Origin of the sequence: Actinomyces capricornis, assembly GCF_019974135.1 — a bacterium.
GTDB classification, from domain to species: domain Bacteria; phylum Actinomycetota; class Actinomycetes; order Actinomycetales; family Actinomycetaceae; genus Actinomyces; species Actinomyces capricornis.
On the sequence record NZ_AP025017.1, the window covers coordinates 1501069 to 1525946 of the forward strand.

At 72.7% G+C, this 24878-nt stretch carries 22 protein-coding genes and 1 riboswitch; of the genes, 11 read left to right on the plus strand and 11 right to left on the minus strand.

Features of this window, described 5'->3' with window-relative positions; translation table 11 throughout:
- Nucleotides 1-21 precede the first annotated feature (21 nt).
- Complete coding sequence (locus MANAM107_RS06030; protein WP_223912441.1) at nucleotides 22-1386, plus strand: Dyp-type peroxidase; 1365 nt, start codon at nucleotides 22-24, stop codon at nucleotides 1384-1386.
- A gap of 132 nt (nucleotides 1387-1518) precedes the next feature.
- Nucleotides 1519-2892, plus strand: a complete 1374-nt coding sequence (locus MANAM107_RS06035) for an amidohydrolase (RefSeq protein WP_223912443.1) — start codon at nucleotides 1519-1521, stop codon at nucleotides 2890-2892.
- A 66-nt stretch (nucleotides 2893-2958) separates the two neighbouring features.
- Here MANAM107_RS06035 and MANAM107_RS06040 read toward each other — a convergent pair whose 3' ends face one another.
- Nucleotides 2959-4686 carry a DUF885 domain-containing protein gene (locus MANAM107_RS06040; protein WP_223912446.1) on the minus strand — a complete coding sequence of 576 codons (1728 nt, stop codon included), beginning with the start codon at nucleotides 4684-4686 and terminating at the stop codon, nucleotides 2959-2961.
- Nucleotides 4687-4810: 124 nt separating this feature from the next.
- Between MANAM107_RS06040 and MANAM107_RS06045 the strand changes: the two genes are divergently transcribed.
- Nucleotides 4811-5389 (plus strand): low molecular weight protein-tyrosine-phosphatase, encoded by a 579-nt coding sequence (locus MANAM107_RS06045; RefSeq protein WP_223912449.1) that lies wholly within the window; start codon nucleotides 4811-4813, stop codon nucleotides 5387-5389.
- Between the two features lie 27 nt (nucleotides 5390-5416).
- On the opposite strand, the gene MANAM107_RS06050 is transcribed toward MANAM107_RS06045, so the two are convergent.
- Nucleotides 5417-6451 (minus strand): alpha/beta hydrolase, encoded by a 1035-nt coding sequence (locus MANAM107_RS06050; RefSeq protein ID WP_223912452.1) that lies wholly within the window; start codon nucleotides 6449-6451, stop codon nucleotides 5417-5419.
- 245 nt (nucleotides 6452-6696) lie between these two features.
- Nucleotides 6697-6786, plus strand: a riboswitch (SAM riboswitch).
- A 98-nt stretch (nucleotides 6787-6884) separates the two neighbouring features.
- Between MANAM107_RS06050 and MANAM107_RS06055 the strand changes: the two genes are divergently transcribed.
- From MANAM107_RS06055 to MANAM107_RS06065, 3 genes are all read left to right on the plus strand, one after another.
- Nucleotides 6885-7901 carry a methionine ABC transporter ATP-binding protein gene (locus MANAM107_RS06055; protein ID WP_373314085.1) on the plus strand — a complete coding sequence of 339 codons (1017 nt, stop codon included), beginning with the start codon at nucleotides 6885-6887 and terminating at the stop codon, nucleotides 7899-7901.
- On the plus strand, nucleotides 7898-8629 hold the full coding sequence (locus MANAM107_RS06060) for a methionine ABC transporter permease (RefSeq protein ID WP_223912458.1): 732 nt from the start codon (nucleotides 7898-7900) through the stop codon (nucleotides 8627-8629). Before MANAM107_RS06055 ends, MANAM107_RS06060 begins: the two co-directional genes overlap by 4 nt.
- Nucleotides 8630-8773: 144 nt before the next feature.
- Nucleotides 8774-9616, plus strand: a complete 843-nt coding sequence (locus MANAM107_RS06065; protein WP_223912461.1) for a MetQ/NlpA family ABC transporter substrate-binding protein — start codon at nucleotides 8774-8776, stop codon at nucleotides 9614-9616.
- 120 nt (nucleotides 9617-9736) lie between these two features.
- On the opposite strand, the gene MANAM107_RS06070 is transcribed toward MANAM107_RS06065, so the two are convergent.
- From MANAM107_RS06070 to MANAM107_RS06085, 4 genes are all read right to left on the minus strand, one after another.
- On the minus strand, nucleotides 9737-10933 hold the full coding sequence (locus MANAM107_RS06070; RefSeq protein ID WP_223912464.1) for a glycerate kinase: 1197 nt from the start codon (nucleotides 10931-10933) through the stop codon (nucleotides 9737-9739).
- A gap of 165 nt (nucleotides 10934-11098) precedes the next feature.
- Nucleotides 11099-12622: an SLC13 family permease gene (locus tag MANAM107_RS06075; RefSeq protein ID WP_223912468.1), complete on the minus strand. Its 1524-nt coding sequence runs from the start codon at nucleotides 12620-12622 to the stop codon at nucleotides 11099-11101.
- On the minus strand, nucleotides 12619-14145 hold the full coding sequence (locus tag MANAM107_RS06080; RefSeq protein ID WP_223912470.1) for a sensor histidine kinase: 1527 nt from the start codon (nucleotides 14143-14145) through the stop codon (nucleotides 12619-12621). The genes MANAM107_RS06075 and MANAM107_RS06080 overlap by 4 nt, the downstream gene beginning before the upstream one ends.
- Before the next feature lie 4 nt (nucleotides 14146-14149).
- Complete coding sequence (locus MANAM107_RS06085; protein ID WP_179900767.1) at nucleotides 14150-14299, minus strand: hypothetical protein; 150 nt, start codon at nucleotides 14297-14299, stop codon at nucleotides 14150-14152.
- Between the two features lie 256 nt (nucleotides 14300-14555).
- On the opposite strand from MANAM107_RS06085, the gene MANAM107_RS06090 reads away from it, so the two are divergent.
- Together MANAM107_RS06090 and MANAM107_RS06095 are read left to right on the plus strand one after the other, a co-directional pair.
- A complete protein-coding gene (locus MANAM107_RS06090; RefSeq protein WP_223912472.1) occupies nucleotides 14556-15050 on the plus strand; it encodes a DUF5979 domain-containing protein in 495 nt (164 codons plus the stop codon).
- A gap of 87 nt (nucleotides 15051-15137) precedes the next feature.
- Nucleotides 15138-15644, plus strand: a complete 507-nt coding sequence (locus MANAM107_RS06095; protein ID WP_223912474.1) for an SRPBCC family protein — start codon at nucleotides 15138-15140, stop codon at nucleotides 15642-15644.
- Between the two features lie 65 nt (nucleotides 15645-15709).
- Here the strand turns inward: MANAM107_RS06095 and upp are convergent, their stop codons facing one another.
- From upp to MANAM107_RS06110, 3 genes are all read right to left on the minus strand, one after another.
- Nucleotides 15710-16348 carry a uracil phosphoribosyltransferase gene (gene upp / locus MANAM107_RS06100; protein ID WP_223912476.1) on the minus strand — a complete coding sequence of 213 codons (639 nt, stop codon included), beginning with the start codon at nucleotides 16346-16348 and terminating at the stop codon, nucleotides 15710-15712.
- Nucleotides 16349-16479: 131 nt separating this feature from the next.
- Nucleotides 16480-17250: a VOC family protein gene (locus MANAM107_RS06105; protein WP_223912478.1), complete on the minus strand. Its 771-nt coding sequence runs from the start codon at nucleotides 17248-17250 to the stop codon at nucleotides 16480-16482.
- A gap of 198 nt (nucleotides 17251-17448) precedes the next feature.
- Nucleotides 17449-18234, minus strand: coding sequence for a helix-turn-helix transcriptional regulator (locus tag MANAM107_RS06110; protein ID WP_223912480.1), 786 nt, complete (start codon nucleotides 18232-18234; stop codon nucleotides 17449-17451).
- A 187-nt stretch (nucleotides 18235-18421) separates the two neighbouring features.
- Between MANAM107_RS06110 and MANAM107_RS06115 the strand changes: the two genes are divergently transcribed.
- Nucleotides 18422-19507: a proline racemase family protein gene (locus MANAM107_RS06115; RefSeq protein ID WP_223912483.1), complete on the plus strand. Its 1086-nt coding sequence runs from the start codon at nucleotides 18422-18424 to the stop codon at nucleotides 19505-19507.
- A 142-nt stretch (nucleotides 19508-19649) separates the two neighbouring features.
- On the opposite strand, the gene MANAM107_RS06120 is transcribed toward MANAM107_RS06115, so the two are convergent.
- Both MANAM107_RS06120 and MANAM107_RS06125 read right to left on the minus strand, forming a co-directional pair.
- Nucleotides 19650-20546: a response regulator transcription factor gene (locus MANAM107_RS06120; protein ID WP_223912486.1), complete on the minus strand. Its 897-nt coding sequence runs from the start codon at nucleotides 20544-20546 to the stop codon at nucleotides 19650-19652.
- 61 nt (nucleotides 20547-20607) lie between these two features.
- On the minus strand, nucleotides 20608-21930 hold the full coding sequence (locus MANAM107_RS06125) for a sensor histidine kinase (protein WP_223912489.1): 1323 nt from the start codon (nucleotides 21928-21930) through the stop codon (nucleotides 20608-20610).
- Nucleotides 21931-22362: 432 nt separating this feature from the next.
- On the opposite strand from MANAM107_RS06125, the gene MANAM107_RS06130 reads away from it, so the two are divergent.
- Nucleotides 22363-23346: an ABC transporter ATP-binding protein gene (locus tag MANAM107_RS06130; protein WP_223912492.1), complete on the plus strand. Its 984-nt coding sequence runs from the start codon at nucleotides 22363-22365 to the stop codon at nucleotides 23344-23346.
- Nucleotides 23343-24698, plus strand: a complete 1356-nt coding sequence (locus tag MANAM107_RS06135; RefSeq protein ID WP_223912495.1) for an FtsX-like permease family protein — start codon at nucleotides 23343-23345, stop codon at nucleotides 24696-24698. The genes MANAM107_RS06130 and MANAM107_RS06135 overlap by 4 nt, the downstream gene beginning before the upstream one ends.
- The last annotated feature ends 180 nt before the right edge of the window (nucleotides 24699-24878 follow it).

Here is a 24878-nt window from a genome sequence, read left to right on the forward strand (position 1 = left end):
GTGAGCGGGAAGGAGGAGGACGTGAGCGGCGCGCAGTCGGAGCCCCGTGAGCCCGGTGGGGCGCATGAGGGCCCTCAGGGCGGTGCGACGTCGGAGGGGCGGATGACCAACCGCCGCGCCATCTTCACCAGCGCCGGCCTGGGGGCGGCGCTGGCGGGGCTGGCGGGCGTGGCCGGGGGGCGGGCATGGGTCTCCTCCGAGAGGGCCGCCGAGGACACGATCCTGACCGTCTACCCCTTCCGGGGCGAGCGGCAGGCGGGCATCCTGACCCCCGCCCAGGACAACATGTTCACCGCCGCCTTCACCGTCTCCACCACGGAGGTCGAGGAGCTCAAGGAGCTGCTGACCGAGTGGACGGTGGCCGCCGAGCAGATGTGCGCCGGTGAGCTGGTGGGCGGGGAGCCCAGTGCGAACAAGCAGATGCCGCCCAAGGACACCGGTGAGGTCTGGGGCTACAAGCCCAACGGCCTGACCATCACCTTCGGCTTCGGCAAGAGCCTGTTCATCGATGAGGAGGGCCGGGACCGCTTCGGCCTGGCCGGCAGGCTGCCCGCCATCCTCGATGAGGGCATGCCGACCTTCGCCCACGAGCAGCTCAGCGCTGGCCAGAGCTACGGGGACCTGCTCATCCAGGCCTGCTCCAATGACGCCCAGGTGTGCGTCCACGCCATCCGCAACCTCACGCGGATCGCCTTCGGCACCGCCACCCTCAAGTGGAGCCAGATCGGCTACGGCCGTACCTCCTCGACCTCCGTGGAGCAGGAGACGCCCCGCAACCTCTTCGGCTTCAAGGACGGCACCAACAACATCAAGGCCGAGGACAAGGCCTCCGAGCTCGACGAGCACCTGTGGGTGCAGTCCGGTGACGACGGGGCCGCGGACTGGATGGTGGGCGGCACCTACTACGTGGCCCGCAAGATCCACATGTTCGCCGAGATCTGGGACCGCATCCGGCTCATCGAGCAGGAGCAGATCATGGGGCGGGACAAGCGCTACGGGGCGCCGCTGAGCGTGGTCAACCCGACCGCCTCCTCCGAGGAGTTCACCGCGGTGGACTACGAGGCGGTGGGGGAGGAGGGCGAGCCCCTGGTGCCCGCGGACTCCCATATCGCCGTCGTGGCCCCCGAGCGCAACCAGGGGCGGCGGATGCTGCGCCGCGGGTACAACTTCACCGAGGGCAACGACACCCTGGGGCGCCTGGAGACGGGGCTGTTCTTCGTGGCCTTCGTGCGCGACCCGCGCACCAACTTCTATCCCATCCTGGACCGCATGACGCAGACCGATGCCCTGGAGGAGTACCTCCAGCACCGGGGCTCGGCCCTGTTCGCCATCCCCCGGGGCATCAAGGACGGCGAGACCATGGTCGGCCAGGCGCTGTTCGACTGAACGCGCATGCGGTGCCCCACCGCCACAGGGCGTGGGGCACCGCATGCGCCCCTGCCACGGCCTCGGCGCCCGCAGCGGCTCGACCAGGGCGGGTCCTCCCGCAAGGGGGGTGCGCGAGAGCATGATGGCCCCATGCGCAACCTGACCGACCTCACCCGCCCCACCACGCCCAGCCGCGCCATCCAGGAGCGCATGGCCGCCGAGACCGCCGAGCGCGCCGGCCTCACCGGCCCCGCCACCGCGCTCCAGGACGGCGCCGGCGCCCCAGGCCCCCTGCGCACCCGCCTCGCCGAGGCCATCGAGCAGCTCGCCCCCCAGATCGTGGCCCTGTCCCACGATATCCACGACCACCCCGAGACTGGCTACCAGGAGCACCACGCCGTGGCCGCCGTCGCCGGCCTCCTGCGCGACCACGGCATCGAGCCCGCCGTCGGCGTCTACGGCATGGACACCGCCCTGCGCGCCGGCATCGGTCAGGGCCCGGCCGGCACCATCGCCATCCTGTGCGAGTACGACGCCCTGCCCGACATCGGCCACGGCTGCGGCCACAACGTCATGTGCGCCAACTCCACCGGCGCCTTCCTGGCCCTGGCCGCCCTCGAGGCCGAGCGGCCCGGCACCCTGCCCGGCCGCGTCATCCTCCAGACCACCCCCGCCGAGGAGAACTCCACCGCCAAGGAGATCCTCGCCGTGCGCGGCATGCTCGAGGGCATCGACGCCGCCATCCAGACCCACTCCTACGCCCACGATCTCACCCACCAGACCTGGCTGGGAGTGCGCCGCCTGAGCGCCGCCTTCCACGGCGTGCCCGCCCACGCCTCCTCCCAGCCCTTCATGGGCCGCAACGCCCTGGACGCCGTCACCCTGGCCCTGACCGGCCTGGGCCTGCTGCGCCAGCAGATCCTGCCCATGGACCGCCTCCACGCCGTCGTCGCCGACGGCGGGCGCGTGCCCAACATCGTGCCCGAGCGCGCCGAACTATCCATCATGGTGCGATCGAAGTACCCCGAGACCCTCAAGGACCTCGTCACCCGCGTCGAGGAGCTCCTCCACGGCGCCGCCCTCATGACCGGCACCGGCGTGGAGATCACCACCGACCCCCACTCCAACGAGATGCCCGTGCGCGACAACGGCCCCCTCCTGGCCGCCTGGGTGCGCTCCCAGCGCGAGCGCGGCCGCGAGCCCCTGCCCGCCGGCGTCCTGCCCGAGACCATCGCCGCCGGCACCGACTTCGGCAACGTCTCCCAGCGCGTCCCCGGCATCCACCCCCTCATCAAGGTCACCGACGGTCCCGGTGTGGCCCTCCATACCCGCGAGATGACCCGGGCCGCCGGGTCGGCCACCGGCGACCGGGCCGCCGTCGACGGCGCCTACGGGCTGGCCGCCGTCGCCCTGGACTGGCTGCACGACGACGCCCTGCGCCGGGCCGTCATCGAGGACTTCGAGGCCAGCGGCGGCGTCGTCGACGTCGAGGGGTTCTGGCGCGAGGAGCGCCCGGACCAGTGACCGGGGCACGGCCGGCCGGGGCCGCACCGGCCGGTTGGGACGGCCCGGCCGGTGCGGTGCGCCGCCTCAGGCGGTCAGGGCCTCGCGCATGACGTCCAGGCCCACCGACCCCAGGCGCAGGGCCCGGGTGTGGAAGTCCTTCAGGCCCGCCTGGCCCGCCCTGCCCTGGGAGGCCAGGGCGGCGTCGCGGATCTCCTCCCACAGCCGCTGACCCACCGCATAGGAGGGGGCCTGTCCCGGCCAGCCCAGGTAGCGGTCCAGCTCGAAGCGCAGGAAGGACTCGTTCATCGCCGCATTGTGCCGCAGGAAGGCCCAGGCCGAGCCCTCATCCCACACGCCCTCGCCCACGCCCTCCAGGGCCGCCAGCTCGGGGGGACGGCGCTTGCCCAGGTGCACCCCGATGTCCAGCACCACGCGCGCCGCCCGCAGCCGCTGCGCGTCCAGCATGCCCAGGCGATCAGCCGGATCCTCATGGAAGCCCAGATCCGCCATCAACTGCTCGGCGTACAGGGCCCAGCCCTCGCCGTGCCCCGAGACCCAGCAGCACTGGCGGCGCCAGGTGTTGAGCTCCTCGCGCAGGTAGGTCTGCATCCCCACCTGCAGGTGGTGGCCGGGAACCCCCTCGTGGAACACCGTGGTGCGCTCCTGCCAGGTGGAGAACTCCTCGGTGCCCTTGGGCACCGACCACCACATGCGGCCCGGGCGGGAGAAGTCATCCGAGGGCCCCGTGTAGTAGATGCCGCCCGTGGTGCTCGGCGCGATCCGGCACTCCAGGGCGCGCAGCGGAGCGGGGATGTCGAAGTGGACGCCGTCGAGCGCGGCGATCGCCTCATCGGAGGTGCGCTGCATCCAGGCCTGCAGCGCCTGGGTGCCGTGCAGCGTGCGCGCGGGGTCGGCGTCCAGGCGCTCCATGGCCTCGCGCACGGTGGTGCCCGGGCCGTAGAGGTCCTCGGCGATGGCCCGCTGCGCGGCATCGATATCCGCCAGCCGGGCCCGGCCCCACTCATAGGTCTCATCCAGATCGATCCGGGCGCCCAGGAACTCCCGGGAGAAGCGCTCATAGCGCTCCCGCCCCACGGCGTCCTGCGCCCCCGCCTGCGGGGCCAGCTCCTCAGCCAGGAAGGAGGCCAGATCGGCGTAGGCCCCCCGGGCCGCCCGCGCCCCGGAGTCCAGGGCCGAGCGCAGCGGGGCCTCCAGATCGTCCGGTGCTCCCTCGATGAGGGCCGCGTAGGAGGAGGCCTGGCCGGCCTGGTCCTCGGCCTGGGCGATGCAGGCCTCCACCTGGCGCCTGGCCGCCACATCCCCGCGGGAGGCCGCCAGGCGCAGGGACTGGGTGTAGCCCGCAAGGGCCCGGGGCACATCGGCCAGGGCCGAGGCGATGTGCTCCCAGTCCTGGGCGGTGCCGGTGGGCATGAGGTCGAAGTGGTCACGCAGGGCCTGCACCGCCGAGGTGATGTTGTTCAGGGCCCGCAGGTCCTCACCGGCCTGGGACAGCTCGCGCTCTAGGCCCAGGCGCTCGCGCATCGCCGCCAGCGTCACGGCGTCGACCCCATCGGCGGGTTCCAGGCCATCGAGAGCGGCCAGGGTCTCGCGGTTGAGATCATCGAGGGCCGCCAGGCCCTCGGGGGAGTAGTCGTCCAGGGCGCCGCGGGGCCCCGGCAGCCCCGCCGTGGTGGCGAACTCGGGGGACAGGCGCGCCAGCCGGGAGACATGCTGCTCGGCGACGGCGTCGATCGCCGAGGGCGTGCGGCTGGGGACACCGGGAGTATCGGGAGTGCTGGGGGTATCAGACATGGCGGCACCCTACTGCACATCTTCAAGGGGGCAGGAGCGCGCAGGCTCCGACTTTCCCGCATGATCCCGTCAGCCCCCGATCCGAAGATGTGCAGCGGCGCGGGGTGCAGGGCACGATGGGGCCATGAGCACGACCCGCCTGCCCGAGCCCCACACCGCCGAGCCCGGTGCGCCCCGCCGGCCCTACCGGGTCATCGCCGTGTGCACCGGCAACATCTGCCGCTCCGCCATGGCCGAGGCCGTCCTGCGCGACCGGCTCGAGGCCCTGGGCGCCCTGGACCGGATCCAGGTCGACTCCGCGGGCATCTCGGATGAGGAGCGCGGCAACCCCATGGACTCGCGTGCCCGCGCCGTGCTCCGCGAGGCCGGCTACACCACTGGCGCCGCGGCGCAGACGATCGGGGAGCATCGGGCCCACCGCATCACCGACGCCGAGATCCTCACCGCAGACCTCCTGCTGGCCATGACTGCGCGCCACCACCGCGAGCTGGCCCGTCGCGCGCAGCGCCTGGGCACGGACCCCTCCCGCATCCGCATGTACCGCTCCTTCGACCCCCAGGCCGCCCCTGGTCAGGGCGGCCAGGACCTCGACGTGCCCGACCCCTGGTACGGCACGACCGCCGATTTCCTCGACACCCTGGAGGTGGTCGAGAGCGTCAGCGCCGCCCTGGCGCCCCTGCTCCAGGAGCAGTCCCAGGAGTAGCCGGGCCCCAGAGGCACGGCCGGGCCCTCAGCCCAGGCGGGCCCGCAGCCAGGCGGTCACCGCCTCCAGGTACTCCTCGCGCGCCTGGCGGGGCGAGAGCGCCAGGTCGTGGCACCCGCCCGGGATCTGGCGGAGCGTGACGTCATCGCCCAGGAAGGGCGCGCGCTCGATGATCTGCTCCACGGAGAGCACCACATCGGTGGTCCGGGCCTCCTCCAGGGTCGGGTTGTCCGGCCCCGACGCCGTCGAGCAGCACACCAGGATCGGCACCGCGATGCCCAGGCCGTGGTGCACCTCGCGGTGCAGGCGGCGCACCCCGGCGAGGAAGCCCGCGCGCACCGGGAAGGACTCCAGCGGCTTGAGCGCCAGGTCCCAGTCCCACTCGCCCGACCAGTCCCGGTGCAGGGCCTCGACGTAGGCGTGGGGCTTGTCCCTGCGGCCCGCTCCCGGCTCATCGATGGCGCGCTCAGGGTCGCGCCGCGAGATGAGGTCCACCAGGGCCGACCCGTAGGAGCGCACCAGGGCCGAGCCGGGCAGGTCCAGCCACGGCGAGTTGAGCACCAGCGCCTCCACGCTGCCGGGATGATCCGCCGCCCAGATGGCCGCCTGGAGCCCGCCGGTCGAATGGCCGTTGAGCACCACCGAGGCGTGCCCGTGCTCCGAGCCGATGATGCGCAGCGCCTCAGCGATCTCCTCATCATGGACGCGCAGGTCGCGCACGTCATGGGGCGAGGGGTGCCCCACGCCCGCGCGGCCGCAGGAGCGCAGGTCCAGGGCGTAGAACTCATAGCCGGCATCCAGGTATGCCTGGGCCAGGTGGGTCTGGAAGAAGTAGTCGCTGCGCCCGTGCAGGTAGAGCACGGCCCGCCGGTGGCGGGCGCCCGCGGCGCGCTGGTGGACCAGGACCGCATGGTCGGCGCCCGGCGCCTGGGGCGACTCGGCCACAGGAATGCGCCGCGCCACCCACGGCTCCCCCAGGATGTCCACGGACTCCAAGGGGTTCGACGGTGGAGGCGGCGGGGCGGGGGCGGCAGGTGCGGAAGGACCGGAGGCGGTGCTCATGGGCCCATCCAAGCACGTGCCGACGGCCCCCGCGTATCGCCGGCCCGCCGGTGCCCCGCCGCCCGGCCGTGCTGCCCGCTCATGCTGCGCGCGGCGTCGTGAGCGCAGCGCTGAGAGGCATCGCCGGGCGAGGTCTCGGGACGCATCGTGCGGATGCGGGTCGCCACCCCCGGCGCGAGCGTGACCTTCGTCCCTTGGCGGGGCGGCGAGTTGCCTGGCCCGCTCCCCTCTGCGTACTTTGTACCCGACCATCCAGAGCAGCCGAGAGACCTGGCTCGACGACGCTGCAGCAACCCCCTTCGCGGTGAGGGTGCTTCCGCCAGGACCGATGGAGGAGCGCGTGAGCCGATCACAGACACCCGTAGACGAGCACAGCACCGACCCGCCCGGCCCGGCCGCTGATGCCGGCAGTCCCGGCGACGGGCCTCAAGGCGTGACGGGAGGGGGCGCGCCCGAGCCCACGATCCGCCTGCGCGACGTTCACAAGGTCTACCAGCTGCGCGGCCGCGATCCGGTGCACGCCCTCAACGGCCTGAGCCTCGATGTCGCCCCGGGCGCCATCCACGGCATCGTCGGCACCTCCGGGGCCGGCAAGTCCACTCTCGTGCGCTGCCTGACCTCCCTGGAGCGGCCCACCTCCGGGCACGTCTACGTCGAGGGCAAGGACATGACCGCCCTGTCCTCCCGCGAGTTGCGCGAGGCCCGCCGCCGCATCGGCATGGTCTTCCAGCACGCCAACCTCCTGGAGCAGCGCACCACCGCCCAGAACATCGCCTACCCGCTGGCGCTCGCGGGCGTGCCCCACGGCAGCCGCCACCAGACCGTCTCGCACATGCTCAGCCTCGTCGGACTGGCCGACCGGGGCGGCTCCTACCCCTCCCAGCTCTCCGGCGGCCAGAAGCAGCGCGTCGGCATCGCCCGCGCCCTGGCCGACGACCCCGCCGTCCTGCTGTGCGACGAGCCCACCAGCGCCCTGGACCCCGAGACCACGCGCTCCATCCTCGACCTCATCAAGGACGTGCGCGACACCCTGGGCCTGACCGTCATCATCATCACCCACGAGATGAGCGTCGTGCGCCAGGTCTGCGACTCCGTCAGCCTCCTGGACGCCGGCCGGATCATCGAGGGCGGGCGCCTGGAGGACGTCGTCCTGGACGTCGACTCCCGGCTCTCACGCGAGATCGTCCCCTTCCCGGCGGTTCCCGAGGGTGCCGTCACCCAGGGCCACGGCGTCATCGACGTCTCCATCACCGCCCACCCGGGCCAGCCCGCCGCGGTGGCCCTGATGTCCATGGTGGCCGAGCTCGGCGGCGATATCGCCGCCGGGGTCTTCGAGACCATCGGCACCGCCCAGATCGGCCGCCTGGCCATCACCGTCCCGACTGACGACGTCGAGGGCGCCATCACCGCCCTGCGCAACGCCGGCGTCACCGCGGAGGTCCGCTCATGAGTGCCCTGACGACCACAGCCCCACTGGCATCCCGGCTCCTCCTGGGGGCCGCCAAGAACTCGGGTACCTGGTTCGACAACCCGGTCATTCAGCGCAAGCTCGGGCTCGCCACCGCCCAGACCCTCCAGATGACCTTCGTCTCCGGGGCGCTGACCATCCTGTTCGGGCTGCTGCTCGGACTGGCGCTGGTGGCCACCGGCAAGCGGGGGCTGCACGCCAATGCCACCATCAACATGGTGCTCTCCCAGCTGGTCAACATCGGCCGCTCCATGCCCTTCATCATCCTCATGGTGGCCATCGTCCCGCTGACCCGCCTCATCGTCGGCACCTCCCTGGGCTGGCAGGCGGCCTGCGTGCCCCTGACCATCGGGGCCATCCCCTTCTACGCCCGCCTGGTGGAGACCGCGGTGGGCAATGTCGAGCACGGCAAGGTCGAGGCGGCCCTCATGATGGGCGCCTCGGAGCGCCAGATCACCTGGGGTGTCCTCGTGCGAGAGGCCCTGCCCACCCTCATCCAGGCGGCCACCGTCACCATCATCACCCTGCTCAGCTACTCGGCCATGGCCGGGGCCGTGGGCGGTGGCGGCCTGGGCGACCTGGCCATCCAGTACGGCTACCAGCGCTACCAGCTCGACGTCATGATCATCACCGTCGTGCTCATCCTGCTCATCGTCGCCGCCATCCAGGTGGTCGGCGACATGCTCAGCCGGCTGGTGGACCACCGCTGAGGCGCCCGCCAGCCGGAGAGCCGCAGGCACCGGCCCAGCACCATCACGACCCTCAACGCATCCGACCCCGCCCGACGGCGATGGGCGCCCGCCCATGTCATCGCACCGGCCCGGGCAGTAGACCCAGCCCTGAAAGGAACCCCCATGTCCGCAACCATCCCCCGCCGCACCTTCTCCGTCGGCCTGGTCGCCGCCGTCGGCGCCACCCTGGCCGCCTGCAGCTCGGACTCCGGCGTCAGCGGTATCACCAAGGAGGGCGAGACCTCGGTCATCTCCGTGGGCGCCTCCCCCCAGCCCCACGTCACTATCCTCCAGTTCGTCCAGGACAATCTGGTGGAGGGATCGGGCATCAGCCTGGACATCGTGGAGATCAACGACTACCAGACGCCCAACACCTCCCTTGATGACGGCTCCCTGGCCGCCAACTTCTTCCAGACCCCCAACTACCTGGCCCAGCAGATCAAGGACAAGGGCTTCGACTTCGTGGCCATCTCCGACGTCCACATCGAGCCCCTGGGCCTGTACTCCTCCAAGGTCGCCTCGGTGGATGAGATCCCCTCGGGCGGCGAGATCATCCTCAACTCCGACCCGGCCAACACCGCCCGTGGCCTCAAGCTCCTGGCCCAGGCCGGGCTCATCGAGCTCGATGCCGCCGTGGAGCAGCCGGCCGACACCGACATCACCTCCAACCCCAAGAACCTCACCTTCACCACCGTTGATGGGGCCCAGGTGGCCCGCTCCATGCAGGATGCGGACGCCGCCGTCATCAACGGCAACTACGCCATCGAGGCGGGCCTGGTGCCCAGCAAGGACGCCCTGGAGCTGGAGAAGGCGGAGAACAGCCCCTACGTCAACCAGCTGGTGGTGCGCACGGAGGACAAGGACAACGCCGACCTCAAGAAGCTCGCCGAGCTGCTCAACCGCGAGGAGGTGCGCTCCTTCATTCAGGAGACCTGGACCGACGGCTCCGTCCTGCCCGCCTTCTGAGGGCCGCTCCTCCCGCTGTTGCACATCTTCAGGCCCCCTGCGGGGTGGTGACTCCGACTTCTCCGCATGGATGCGTCGGCGTCACGGCTGAAGATGTGCAACGGGCGGGGTGGGCGCGGCTCAGGCCGCCATGGCGGCGCCCAGGAGCACCAGGCGCAGGGTGCGCTCGGTGGCGTCGGCCAGGAGCTCCTCCGCCCGGGCCACCGCCTCCCCGAGCTCCATGGGCGCCGGGATCATCCCCGCCACCGCGTCGATCCCGGCGGCATGGACATCCGCGGCCCCCCGGCCGATGGTGCCCGCCAGGGCGATCACCGGCCTGCCCGCCCGCTTGGCCCGGCGCGCCACCTCGGCCGGGATCTTCCCGCGGGGGGTCTGGAAGTCCACCGCCCCCTCCGCGGTGAGCACCAGATCCGCCTGGGCGATGAGCCCGTCAACATCCATGCCGCAGCGCTCGGCATCCATGAACACCTCGAACCGGGAGAGCAGCTGGGCGCCGGTGCCCGCCGCGAGCCCCGCCCCCAGGCCGCCCGAGGCCCCCGTACCGGGGCCGGTCAGCAGGTCGCGTCCCCCCACCTGCTCGGGGAAGGCGCCGGCCAGCAGCCCAGCCCAGTGCGCCAGCCCGGCATCCAGGGCCTCGACCTGCTCGGGAGTGGCGCCCTTCTGAGGGCCGAAGACCCGGGCCACCCCCCGCTCCCCGGTCAGGAGATTGTGCATATTGCCCGCCACCAGGATCTCGGTGCTGGCCAGGCGGGGGTCCATGCCCGAGGTATCGATGCGATCCACCCGGGCCAGATTGCTGCCGGTGGGCTCGACCTCGCGCCCCTGGGCATCCAGCAGTCGGGTGCCCAGGGCCACCAGCGCCCCGGCCCCGCCGTCACAGGTCCCCGAGTCCCCGCAGCCGATGATGATGCGGTGCGCCCCGGCGTCGAGGGCCACCGTGATGAGCTCGCCGACGCCGCGGGTGGTGGTGGCGCCCGGGTCGCGCACATCGGCGGGCACCAGGCGCAGCCCGGCGGCGGCCGCCATCTCGATGAGCCAGGTGCCCGTCGAGGCGCCCCCGAGCCGGGCCAGGTGGGAGGCCACGGGCTGTCCCACCGGTCCGGTCACGCGCGCCGCCACCAGCTCGCCGCCAGTGGCGCGGGCCATCGTGGCGGCCGAGCCCTCGCCGCCGTCGACCAGCGGCAGCTCGTCGACGACGGCGCCGGGCAGGACCCGACGCACCCCGCGGGCCACCGCCTGGCAGACCTCCTCGGGGGACATGCTCTCCTTGAAGCCCGAGGGGGCGATGACGATACGTGTGGGAATGGTCGTGGACATGGAATCCTCCCGTGGTTCGAGCGGTCGTGGATGCGTCAGGATCAGATGCGGTTCGGTCGGTGGTCAGGGGTGGGCTCGGGCGGTGGTTCGGTTGGTGGATGACATCGGGCATGACGCTGAGGGTGCCGGGCCGGGGCACCGGGTGGGCGAGCTGGGCCGGGTCCGCTACCAGCCCAGGCCCAGCGCCGGCCAGAGCCAGGCGCTGCATGCCAGGACCAGCAGGGCCATGGCGGGGCCCAGGATGAGCGACAGGCGCCTCAGGTCCGCCGGGGTGAAGGTCTCGACCTCCTCGGCGGAGGCGAACATGGCCACCGGCTTGGCCGAGGAGGGCAGTGTGTGGCAGAAGCCCGCCGCCGCGGTCGAGGCGAAGGCCGCTGCCGCCGGGTCGACGCCGACGGCGGGGGCCAGCGCCACCACGATCGGCACCAGTACCGCCGAGCGCGCCGAGCGGGACTGGATGACCAGGTGGGCCGCCGTCGAGAGCAGGACCACGGCCACCATGAAGGGCCACGGGGAGCTGATCGACAGGGCGGTGAAGGCGGTGGAGGCCACCCACTGGGCCGCGCCGGTATTGACCAGGGCGTCGCCCATGGCCAGGGTCGCGGCCATGAACACCAGCAGCGACCAGGGCGCCTTGCCCAGGGCCTTCTTCAGCGACACCGCGCCGTACCCGGGCAGGGCGGTGACCAGGACCCCCACCAGGGCCACGATCGCCGGGTCGATGCCGTGCAGGGACTCGGTGCACCACAGGACCACCACGGTGCCCAGCAGGAGGGCCGCCCGGTTCTCCACCTGGGTCAGGGGGCCGGTCAGCGGCGTCGCGGAGCCCGCGGCCAGGTCCTCCATGGCGATGCTGATGCGCTGGCGCATGTCGGCGCGGCGGGTGAACAGGGCCAGGATGAGCTCGGTGGCCAGGTGGCTGGACAGGGCCGCCAGGGGCAGGCCCAGCAGCAGCCAGCTGGCGAAGGAGAAGTCCCGGCTCCCGGCCGCGGCCACGATATGCGCGGTCACCAGATGCGCCCCAGCGCCCAGGAAGGAGCCGACCGCCGAGAGCAGGATGACGGTGGGGAAGACCAGGGACAGGGCGTGGACCAGACGGGCTCGGGCCCGGCGCTGGCGGCCGCTGTCCTGGGGCCGGGCCTGCAGCGCCCTGGCAATGGCCACGAACACCGGCAGCAGCAGGGCCGCCCGCCCCGAGGTGGAGGGAGCCGCGAAGACCGTGCCCACGATGGCTGCGGTGATGAGATGGAACAGGACGCGGGGCCGGTCGGTGCCGGTGACCAGCCAGGCGGCGGCCCGGGCGGTCAGGCCCGAGGCCGTGACCCCCACGGCGATGACGAAGGCGGCCACGAGCAGCCAGATCGTGTCATCCCCGAGGCTGGAGAACAGCTCCTTGGGGCTCAGCGAGCCGCTGAGTACCAGGGCTGTGCCCGCGCCCAGCGACACATAGGTGTCATCGAGCCTGGTGAAGGCCCAGGCCCACACCGCCAGGACGAAGACGATGAGCGTGATGGAGGCCGGCAGGGAGGGGCCCTCGGGGGAGAGCGCATGCGCCACTGCGATGCCCGCGCACAGGGCCAGGGCCACCGTGGCGGACAGGATGCGGCCCCAGGGGATGCTCCGCGCGCGGGGCTCCTGGTCGGCCTCCTTCGGTGCCAGTGAGAGCGGCAGGGTCTCCAGGGTCGTCATGAGGCGCCCCCTGGGCTCAGGGGCGAGGAGACCGAGGCCGACGGCGCAGGCGCGGCGTCGTCGTGACGGCGCAGGGACCAGGCCGGGCCCGCGGGGATGCGCATCCCCACCGTGGCTCCCTGTCCGGGAGCGGAGCTGATGAAGACGGTGCCGTCGTGGGCGTCGGCGATCGCGCGGACGATGGCCAGGCCCAGTCCGGCGCCCCGGCGCCGGGAGCCGGCCTCCTCCTGGGTGAAGCGCTCGAAGAGCCAGTCGACGTCCTCGGTGCGCACCCCGGGGCCGGCATCGGTCACGGAGATCTCCAGGCCGCTGCGGCCGTAGCTGTCCGTCGTCGGCGCGATGCGCAGCCGGAGGGGACCGGTGCCCCCGTGCTGGAGGGCGTTGCGGGCCAGGTGGGAGACGGCCTGGCGGATGCGCTGAGCATCGAGGGCGGCGGTGCCCGCCGCCAGGACCTGGGGGCGCCAGCGCCCGGGGGCCTGCGCCTCCAGGTCGGCCTGCAGGGTGCCGGCCAGCTCCAGGACCTCGACCTGCTGATCGGGGTGCACGAAATCGCGGCGCTCGGCCTGGGCCAGGGTGTGCAGATCCTCCAGCACCCCCAGGAGCCCGGCGATCGTGGCGCGCTGCTCACGGGCCTGCGCGGTGGCCGGTGCGGCGGCCAGCTGGGCGTCCATGGTGCTCAGCGGCTCGGCGAGCTCGCTGTGCGCGCGGGTGATGAACTGGGTCTGGCCGGTGAAGGCCTCCTCCAGTCGGTCGAGCATCCCGTTGAAGGATGAGGTCAGGGCGGCGATGTCGTCGCGCCCGTGCACGGGCAGGCGGTGGGTCAGGTCCTGCTCGGTGATGGAGCGGGCCGCCTCCCCCAGGGCGCGCAGAGGTCGCAGGATCTGCCGGGAGACGAGCAGCCCGATGAGCCCGGTGAGGACCAGGACGGCGGCGCCGATACCCGCCATGAGCCAGATCGTGGAGTTGAGCGTGGTCACGTGCGGCCCGGTGAAGCTGATCGCGATGAAGGACAGGTGCTGCTGGGGATCCTCCGGCTGGAGCTCGACCCGGGCCCAGCGGATCTCCCCGTTGCCGTACTCGGTGGCCCCTGAGGGGGACTGGATCATCTGGGTGAACAGGGGGTCGGACAGGCTCAGGTCGAGCCGGGGGGTGTTCTCCCCCGAGAGCTGCTCCGCCTTCCCGGTGGAGTGGTTGACCACGACGACGGACTCGTGCTCGGCGAAGTGCTGGCGGGACAGGAAGACCTCTACCAGGCTGGTGGTGGAGGTGAAGGGCTTGGAGGTGGCGGGATCGAGCCCGGTGGCGGCGAAGCGCTGGAGCTCGGTGACCTCCTGGGTCACCTCCTCGTTGGCCCTCTGGGCAATGTCGGCCATGAGGGTGGAGCGCACGGAGACGACCATGGTCACCAGGCCCAGGGCCACGACGAACAGCATCCAGGCCACGATGCGCAGCCGTGCGGGGATGCGGGAGCCGTCGGCTCTCCGGGGTGTGGGGGCCTGCGCGGGGGTGGTGCGATCGGACATGCGCTCAACCCCCCTGCGCGCCGCCACTGAGGTGGACGACGTCGGGTGCCTGGGGCGGGCCCGGCATGAAGGCCAGACTCTCCGCCGCCAGTGCCAGCAGGACGGGGACGAGCATGACGACGGCGAGGGCGAGAATGCGGCGTGCGCTGTTCATGCCACCCAGTGTTTCGGCCCTGTCGCAGGGCCTCCCGAGACCAGGCTTAGTGTTTTCTTATGTAGCGGGCGTGTGACGGCGTCGAGGGTCTGCGGCCGCTGCCGGGCCCTGGGGTCATGAAGCCGTCACGGTTGAGTCAAGAGTTGGGAACGAGTGGCCTGGGCGCATTGCCGGGCGCCCACGGGCGGGCATAGCCTCTGCCTCCCGCTGATGGTGTGTCGCGGGCAGGAGTGGAAGAAAGGGAAGCGGCGGCTTGATGGGACTGACTGCCCGCCTGAGGGGAGTGCTGGATAGGCACCGGTTCGCACTCGTGGCCTTCGTGGGAGTGATGGTGGTGCTCCTGGCTGTGGTGATCCCGGCCCGGGCGCAGGCGGTGCGCACTGGCGACCTGCAGGTCTCTGTGCGCGTCACCGGGGCGCCGGCGGGGCTGGTGCGCGACTACCTGCTGGACTACACCTGCACCGACGGCCAGGAGGGCACGGTCAGTGCCCGGGGCTCGGGTGCCCCGACCGTTGTCGAGGGGGTCTTCCCCATGGGGACGCGCTGCACGGTGACGGCCGACGCCGAGGATCTGGACCTGCCCGGCTACGTCGTCGAGCCCAGGCAGGGGCGGTCGGTGGCCGGGAGCTCGGTGGTCATCGCCGGTAGCGCGGGCGGTGGGCCGACAGCCGCGGTGGTCGAGGTCGATTACCGGGCCGCCTGCACCGGGGTGCTGCACGAGGCCCGGACCGGCGGCTGCGCGGGCCGGTGAGCCCGCCGCGATACCGCCCCGAGCCCGCCCGCGTCTGGCCGATCCGCGTAGTATGGGGGCCACCACTCCTCTGACGGAGGTATGTCGATGATCCGCAGCATTCATGAGCGCACGATCAACGCCCCAGCCCAGGACCTGGCCCCGTTGCTGGATGGGCTGGGCGGCGAGGGGGACCGGCTGTGGCCCAGCGAGCGCTGGGTGCCAATGGTGCTGGATCGCCCGCTCGCGGTGGGGGCCGATGGCGGTCACGGCGCCATCCGCTACCGGGTGGTGGAGTACGAGCCCGGCAGGAGGGTGCGCTTCCTGTTCCACCGGACCACGGGCATCGCGGGGATCCACGAGCTCAGCGTGGAGGCACTGGGTGAGCGGCGCTGCCGGGTGCGGCACATCCTGCTGGGGCGGGCTCATGGGGTGATGCGGCTCCTGTTCCCGGTGCTCGTGGCGCCGCTGCACGACGCCGTCATCGAGGACCTGCTGGACAAGGCTGAGCGGGCAGCCACCGGTGGGGTGCGTCGCCCGACCCGGCACCCTGCCTGGATCCGCGCATGGTCGCGCTTCGAGGGCCGCGATGGCGCTCGCGGACAAGGCGCGTAAGAAATCCGGGTGGGCCGCTGGAGGCGGTCGGTGGGCGGCGTCGTCGAGCCGGCTGCAGCCGGCGGTCAGTCGACGATGCCGTAGAGGCGGTCGCCGGCGTCGCCCAGGCCCGGGACGATGTAGGCGTGCTCGTTGAGGCGCTCGTCGACGGCGGCGGTGACCACGGTGACGTTGGCCCGCTGGCCGACCGCGGCCTCCAGGGTGGCCACGCCCTCGGGGGCGGCGATGAGGCAGAGGGCGGTGACGTCGCGGGCCCCGCGCTCCAGGAGGTAGTCGATGGCGGCCACCAGGGTGTGGCCGGTGGCGAGCATGGGGTCGATGACGAAGCACTGGCGGCCCGAGAGGTCGTCGGGCAGGCGGTTGGCGTAGGTCTCCACCTCCAGGGTGTCCTCGTCGCGCTTCATGCCCAGGAAGCCGACCTCAGCGGTGGGCAGCAGGCGTGTCATGCCCTCCAGCATTCCCAGGCCGGCCCGCAGGATCGGCACCACGATGGGCTGGGGGGTGGCCAGGCGGCGGCACTGCGCGACGGCCACGGGGGTGGTGATCTCGACCTCCTCAGTGCGGACGTCGCGGGTGGCCTCGTAGGCCAGGAGGGTGACGAGCTCGTCGACGAGCTGGCGGAAGACCGCCGAGGGGGTCCGGGAGTCCCGCAGCACGGAGAGCTTGTGGTCGATGAGGGGGTGGTCGGCGATGTGGAGGCGCATGCCCCCAGCCTACGGTGTCGCCCGCCCCCGCTCCCCCTTCATTTCGACAATTTGCATGAGATCGTACTTCTCCAGGCCCGGAAAAGGCCGATCTCATGCAAATTGTCGAAGGTTGGGGAGGTGGGGGATCCTCACATCTCGACGAGCATGAAGTTGGCGCCGTGGGGGTCGGCTACCGGGAGAATCCGGCCGTAGGGGCTGTCCTGCGGCTCCCCCAGTGCCCTGCCGCCGAGTGCCGGCACGCGCGCCGCGGCCGAGTCGAGATCCTCCACCCCGAAGTAGACCCGCCAGGCCGGAGCGCCCCCGGTGAAGGCCGAGCGCTCCCCGATGCCGCACAGGGGCCCCGTCCCCGGGTCGTTGACGCGGTAGGGCAGGCCCTGGCCGGGCTCCACCTCGCGGGTGCGCCAGCCGAACACCGTCTCGTAGAAGCCGACACCGGCATCCAGCCCATCAGTCAGCACTTCGTACCACAGCGGCATGCCCGCTTCCTGCGGAGCCGCGGGCGCCGGGTCGGTATCGGAGATCATGCCGACCTGTGCGCCCCCAGGATCAGTGACGACGGCGAAGGTGGTCGTGCCGTCCTCGCCCACCTCGGTGCACGGGATGACGACGCCCCCGCCTGCCGCCTCCGCCTGGGTGACAGCCGCCGCGACGTCGTCGACGAGCAGGGTGACCAGCCAGCCGCCATCGTCCTGCTGGCCCTCCTGCGGCTCGAAGGAGGCGATGAGGTGATCGCGGAGCAACACCATCGTGGAGATGCCCGACCCCGGGTCGGCGTCGGCGACCTGCCAGCCCAGCAGCCCGCCGTAGAAGGCTGCCGCGGCCTCGGCATCGGGGGTGTAGAGCTCGAGCCAGCAGGGGCGGCCCGGAGAAGTCGTCGTGGTGACGGTTGAAGCGGCCATCGGTCCTCCAAGGATGTCAAGGATATGAGGGCTCGTTCCTGCGGCCAGGCCCGCGCCGGTCGCCATCGGCCCAGGTGAGGTTGCCCCTACGGTAGGTGGACTGCCCGGCTGTCGACGACTCCGATCCTGCTGTGATCCGGTGGCGCGCATGGGCCGACGACGCATAGCGCCGCGTCCCATCAGCGGTCTGGCAGTGGTTCAGCCGGGCCACAGCGCGGGGAGCGCCACCAGCATGGGATGGTCCCAGGGCTGTGCGGGGCCCACCTCCATGGTGACCACCTCCTCCTGGCCGGACAGACGGTGCGGCCGGGCGACGAGCGGCTCCCGGGGTGCGAGGTGCTCGACGACGTCAGCGCCTCCAGGTGCCAGCGTGACCAGCAGCCAGGGTGCGCCCGGCACCACGGGCAGGCACACCTCGACCACGCCGCGGCGCAGGGCCCCGGTGCATGGCGGACCACAGGGGATCGGCATCGGGAAGGTGCCCACCCACTGGTGGGGCTCCTCGCCGAGCCGTATGCGCAGCGGCGGGGGCACGACGACGCGCACCCGCACTCGCGTCGCGGCCGGCCTCAGCAGGCTCACCGGGGGAAGGCTGGTGTCCGCCAGCCAGTCAGCCGAGCGGCGCAGGGACGCGGGTGGCAGCCCCACGTCTCGGACGAAGCGCCGCGAGAAGGTTCCCACCGAGGTGTAGCCCACCTCGTAGCACGCCTCCGCGACATCCAGGCCCTCGCTGATGAGCAGGCGTTTGGCCTCGTGCAGGCGCCAGGAGGCCAGGTAGCGGATCGGCGAGACGCCCACCACTCGGGTGAAGGAACGGGTGAGGTGGGAGGGGCTGTAGGAGAGGTGGTCGGACAGGTCGTGGATGGTGATCGGCTCGCGGTAGTGATCGCGCAGGAAGCCGGTGGCGTGCAGGGCGAGGGCCTCATGGGGTGCGGGCGCTCGCGGCCTGCGGGAATCCAGGGAGTCCGAGGGTTGCGCACTCATGCCGCCCCTTCTTTTCGACAATTTGCATGAGATCGTACTTCTCCAGGCCTGGAAAAGGCCGATCTCATGCAAATTGTCGAAGGTTGGGGGCCTGGGGTCCCAGGCTGCGGGGGGCGGGGCGCACTACCGTCGGGCCAGGCGCACCGGGGCGCCAAGCCGCAGACGATGGCAAGCGACAGGGGAGGCCGTGGGCGCACAGGCATGCGTGGAGGATCATGACTGGAGGGGCCGGCGCGGCGGCCACGGCCCCGACCGGGACGGCCTGCCGGCGCTGAGCACCATCGAGACCCATACGGCCGGCGAGCCCACGCGCGTCGTCGTCGGCGGCATGCCCGAGGTCCGCGGGCGGGACATGGCCGCCAAGCGGGAGGACCTGCGCCAGCGCCTGGACCACCTGCGCTGCGCCCTCATCCACGAGCCCCGGGGCCATGCCGACATGTTCGGCGCGGTGGTCCTGCCATCCGCCGATGAGCGGGCCGATGTCGGCGTCGTCTTCATGGACGGCGGCGGCTACCTCAACATGTGCGGCCACGGCACCATCGGCACCGTCACCGCGGTCCTCCAGTCGGGCATGGTGCCCTCCCGCGAGGGCCCGACCCCCGTGGTCCTCGATACCCCGGCCGGTCTCGTGCGTACCGAGGCGCTGGTGGAGGACGGCGCGGTCACGCAGGTCTCCTTCGTCAACGTCCCCGCGTTCGTCTACCGGCGCGAGGTGCGCCTCGAGCTCCAGCCCGGGCGGGGCGAGGCGGTCGTGTGCGACATCGCCTTCGGCGGCAGCTTCTTCGCCATTGTGAGCGCCGCGCAGCTGGGGGTGCGGGTGAGCGCCGAGGACCTGCCCGCCCTGACCGGGGCGGCGCTGCGCCTGCGCGACCGCATCAACGAGGAGGTCCAGGTGCGCCACCCCGACCTGCCGCATATCACCAGCATCGACCTGGTCGAGGTCTACGAGCCGTCCACCACCGCGCAGGTGGACTGGCGCAACGTCGTCGTCTTCGGCAGCGGGCAGGTGGACCGCTCGCCCTGCGGCACGGGCACCTGCGCCCGCATGGCGCTCCTCCACGCCCAGGGCCGCCTGGCGGTGGGGGAGGAGCTGGTCCAGGAGAGCCTCATCGGCACCCGCCTGCGCGGGGAGGTTCTCGGGACGACGACGGTGGGCCAGTACCCGGCGATCATCCCGCGCGTCACCGGATCGGCCTATGTCACCGGCTACAGCCAACTGCTCCTGGACCCCCGCGACCCCGTGCGCCACGGCTTCGTGCTGGGCGGGGACTGAGCCCCGCTGCCCTTCTCTTCGACAATTTGCATGAGATCGTACTTCTCCAGGCCCGGAAAACGCCGATCTCATGCAAATTGTCGAAAGTGGGGGCGATGGATTGGCTGCGCGCCCCTCACGAGCCGTCAACAGCATCCTGGGGTCAGGCGGTGGCGTGCAGCCAGGCCAGGACGGCCCGCACCCGGCGGTTCTCCTCACCGGGCTGCAGGTCGAGCGCACGGAAGATGCTGGCGACATGTTTGGCCACCGCCCCATCGGAGAGCACCAGCCGCTCCCTGATCTGCGTGTTGGACAGCCCCTGGGCCATCAGCTCGAGAACCTCTTGCTCCCGCGGGGTCAGCCGGTTGAGCCCCGTACCGCCGCGATCCGTGCCGCCGGGCCCCGACGCCGTGGCCCGTCCAGGGGCGACGGGCGCCAGGCAGGAGCCCTCATCCGCCCGGGGACCGCGGGCTCCGCGAAGGCCCGGGGCCTCACCGATCCGGCCGGCGGCCAGCCCGTCCCCCCGCGCGCCCGCCGCCTCGGCCACTGGAGGGCCGGCCATGCCCGCCCCATCCCGCTGGCCCGCGGCACGCGCCGCCCTCATGAGGTGGGAGACCACCTCCGGATCGATCACCACCCCACCGCCCACGACGACATCGAGGGAGTGCACGAAGTCGGCGACCCGCCCCACCCGCTCCTTGAGCAGGTAGCCGACCGCCCCGCCGCCATGCCCCCCGCCCGGGGCATCCCCCGCGCCCTCCAGCAGGTCCTGCACGTACTGCCCGGTCACATAGGCGCTGAGCACCACCACGGGCAGGCCCGGGTACCTGCGCCGCAGGTCGACAGCGGCGCGCAGCCCGTCGTCGGTGCCCGTGGGCGGCATGCGCACGTCGGTGACGACGACGTCGGGCAGCCGCCCCGATCCCGCCAGGCGCGCGACCTCGCGGCGCAGGGCATCAGCGTCGGCAGCCTGCGCCACCACCTCGTGCCCAGCCGCGGTCAGCAGGCCGGCCAGACCCTCGCGCAGGAGCGTGGCGTCGTCGGCCAGCAGGATCCTCATGGGCTCATCCTGCCGCAGGCCGGCCGCAGCGGTCCCGAGCCCCATCCCGAGCCCCCGCCGGTCACGGGGCCACCGGAGGGCCGGCCAGTGCCGGGGGCACGGCGGAGTGCGCGCCCCAGGGTGGCACCAGGGGAGTCGTCATCGACAGCCGCGTCCCGCCCCCGGGCGGCGAGTGCACCTCCAGCCTCCCGCCGATGGACTCCACCCGCTGCTCCATGCCGCGCAGGCCCGTGGCCCGCTCCCGCCGCGGGTCGGCCCCGCCAACGCCGTCATCGCTGACCGTCGCGTTCAGGCTCGCGCCCGAGCAGCGCACGGTGACGGTGGCGTGGCCGGCCCGGGCGTGCTTGGCCGCGTTGGTCAGGGCCTCGGCGACCGCGAAGTAGACCACGGTCGCCACGGGCGGGGAGATCGCGGCGAGGTCGCCGTCGTCGCCCGTGATGACGACGGCGGTCGGCAGGGGCGCTCGGCCCGCCAGATCCCGGAGGGCCGGCACCAGGCCCCGCTCGGACAGGACCTCGGGGCGGATGCCGTGCACCGTCTCGCGCAGACTGCCCAGGGCCGCCTCCGCGCGGTCCTGGGCGGCATCGACGCCGGACAGCAGGCTCGCGCGGGCGGCCTGCGAGATCTCCTCGTCGGGCAGGGACTCGGCGCTCAGGCGCAGTGCCCCCAGGCTCATCGTCAGGGCCACGAGGTCCTGCTGGGCGCCGTCGTGAAGATCCCGCTCGATGCGGGCGCGCTCGACCTCGAAAGCGTCCATGAGGGTGGCGCGGCTGGCCGTGAGCTGGCCGACCTCCGCTCTCAACCGCCGGACTCGCGGCTCCTCGCGATCGCCGGACAGGGCCGTGATGAGCCGGAGCCGCACCACGCCCACCCCCAGCAGAAGGGCGGCGGTCAGGGCCAGGACGGCCACGCCGAGCAGGATGAGCCACCAGGCCGTGGTCGGGTCCGTCACGACCAGCGCGGGCCCGTTGAGCCGGACCGTCACCGGCTGGGCCCGCGAGGCGGACAGGGGCACCGTGATCATGGCGACGGCGATGGTCAGCCCGTTGGAGGTGATGTACGCCGAGGCCAGGCCCAGCAGGAAGGCCCCCAGGCACAGGGGAAGGTCCTGGCGCCAGAAGGCCGCCTCGGCCACGCGGGACAGGAGCCAGGGGCTCAGGCGCTCACCGCTTGGGCGGCCCGAGGCCGCGTGGGCGCCCAGGCGGCGCGCGATGGCCCGCTGCACTGCCGCGCCGATGGGGACGGTCAGGTGGAAGAAGAGGATGGCCAGGATGCCCAGCAGCGCCAGAGGAGCCCATGCCAGTGCGTGCAGGAGCTCCCACGCCACGATACGGGCCAGGTGCCCGGGGCTGCGGCGCCCGGGGCTGCGGCGCCCGGGGCTCATGCGCTCGGGGGCCGCGGCTTCATCGCCCGGGGCGCCACCCGGGGCACTCCCTGGGGCGGCACCCGGGGTGGCACCGTTGTCAGCGCCCCGTTGGTGGCGCTCGGGGGCGCGAGTGGCCGGGCTGTGGGTGGGGCAGCGCGCGGTGCGGAGGGCATGACAGGGACGCTAACGCTCCCCGGGGGCCGGGCGCACGGGTGCTGGCACCCGGATCCGGGCGCTCGCGGTGGGCCGGGAGGGGGTGGCAGGTGGGACGGTGCGGGTCGGGGCCGGCTGCGGAGGATCGAGGGCGGGGGAGTGAGCGCGGGGCATGGAGGCGGGTGGAGCCAGCACCACCCACCGCGGTTGAGCAGGAGGAGGGGGTGCCCCGGGGTGGAGCCGGCAACGGCAGCACGCACCAGTGACCCGCGGCCGGGCATCGGGTGCCATCGGCGCATGAGCATATTCCGTCCACGGACCGATCCCGCCGGCCGGCTCGGCGCCGAATCTCCCGGCGCGGTGCGGCCAGCCGCGCCGGCGATCCCGGCCATCGAGGTCCAGGGGCTCCGGCGCGTCTTCCGCCTCCAGGGGCGGGGGGCCGCGGCCGTGACCGCCCTCGACGACGTCGGCCTCACCCTGCCCGCTGGCAGCTTCACCGCCCTGGTGGGCGCCTCGGGCTGCGGCAAGTCCACCCTCCTGCAGTGCATCGCCGGGCTCGACGCCCCCACCGCCGGCACGGTCAGTCTCCTGGGCACCCGGACCAGCGAGCTGTCCTCCCGCGCCGCCGCCCGATTCCGGGCGCGGCACGTGGGGTTCATCTTCCAGGACGACAACCTGGTCACCTCCCTGTCTGCCCGCGACAATGTGGCCCTGCCCGGGCGCCTGCGCCGTCGTCCCCTCAGCCGCAGGGGCGTCGATGAGGCGCTGGAGCGCGTCGGCCTGTCCGCCCAGGCGCGCCACCTGCCCCACCAGATGAGCGGGGGCGAGCGCCAGCGGGTCGCCATCGCGCGGGTGCTGGCCTCCTGCCCCGATCTCGTCTTCGCCGATGAGCCCACGGCGGCTCTCGACGTCGGCGCAGCAGCGACCGTCCTGGACTGGCTCGCAGCGCTCGCCGGGCAGGGCGCGGGGGGCACTGGGGGATCTGGGGGCGCCGGGGGCGCGCCTGGCGGGCGTGACGCCGCCCGGGCCACCGTCCTCATGGTGACCCATGACGCCGCCGCAGCGGCGCGGGCCCAGCGCGTCCTGGTCATGGATGCGGGCTGCCTCGTCGCCAGCCTGCCCGGCGGGGATCCCGCCGCCGTCTCCGCCGCCGTCCTGTCTGCCCGCGAGGACGGGCGCCGGGACGGGCGCCAGGACGGCGCCCGCGCCATTGGGGCCGCCCGCAGCCTCAGCGGCTACGCGGACCCCCAGTGCCATCGCGGTGCGGGAGGGCCACGATGATCCGCCTCCTGCTGGCCGACCTGCGCCATCACGGCGGATCCTGGGCGTGGACCCTGGCGATCGCGGTGGTCGCCGCCTCCTGCATCGCGGGGCAGTTCCGGGTGGTCCACGGTGCGCTGGCGCTCGCACGCTCCACCGGGGACGCCGACATCATCGAATCGGCGAACGTCATCTCCGGCCTGCTCATCACGGGCGTGGTCCTCTCGGCCACGGCCGTCCTGTCCTCCACCAGCGGCCTGGCGGTCTCCCAGCGCGAGCGTGAGCACGGGCTGTGGAAGGCCCTGGGCATGAGCCCCTCCACGGTGCGCGGCCTCATCCTGGGCCAGCTCCTCGCCCTGGGCCTCCTGGCCTCCCTGGTCTCGGTGCCGCTGAGCATCCCCCTGGGGAGGCTCCTGCTCGATCAGCTCGTCTCCGACGGGGTCTTCCCGCCCACCTCGTCCCTGCGCTGGGAGGCCGCCGACCTGATCTGGACGGCCCTCATCAGCGCGGGGACCCTCGTGCTGGGCGGCCGGTCGGCGGCCAGGCGGGCCGCCTGCGCCCCCGAGGCCGTCCTGCTGCGCGGTACCGGCGGAGGCGGCGCTCCTGGTCGCGATACCGGTCGGATCGTCCTGCGCATCCTTGGGGTGGTCATCGCAGCCGCAGGGTGGGTGGCCGGCCTGGTCGTCATCACGGTGAGCGACGACGGCGAGGCCGGGATACAGGCGGTCTTCAACGGCTCCCTGAGCGCCCTGGTGCTCCTGTGCCTCCTGTGCGCGTGGATCACCCCGCTCCTGGAGCGCATGGTCGCAGCCCTCGTCCCCGGCAGGGGAGTGGCCTGGCATGTGGCGGGGCGCACCTGTGCCCTGGAGTCCCGGCGATCCTCTGCTACGGTCCTGCCCTTCGTGGTGGCGATCGGCCTGGTGGCCATCGTGCTCGGTGTCGCCGCCGGGCTGCCCGGTGCGAGTAGCAGCGCCTTCTTCTCGCTGTTCGGGCTTCCCTTCCTCGTGGCCTGGACGGGAGGCGTGGCGGTGATCGCCATGAGCGCGGGCCAGCGGCAGCGCGACGCCGCCCTGCTGCGCGCCGCTGGGGCTGAGGAGCGCGATGTCCTGCTCATGGAGGTTCTCGAGGGCGTCATCCACGCTGTGGCGGCGTGCCTGATCGGGCTGCTTGTCGCCCTGGCCGCGGCGGTGCTCATGGCTCGGCTCCTGAACCGGTCGGTCGTTGAGATGCTGATGGGCTTCGCCAACGGGCCCACGGCGATCGTCTGCGGCGCGACCCTGCTGACCACCTGCCTGGCCGTCGTCGCCTCCTCGCGAGTCAGCGCGCTCGTCGGCCGGCAGAGCCCGGCCCAGGTGCTGCGCGCCCGGGAATGACCGGCCCGCCCCGCCCCGCTGCCCTTCTCTTCGACAATTTGCATGAGATCGTACTTCTCCAGGCCCGGAAAACGCCGATCTCATGCAAATTGTCGAAAATTGGGGTCATGGATTGTGCTGCTGGCGTTCAGGCAACGTCATGGCTGCGCCCATAAGGTGAACCGTCAACAACATCACGGC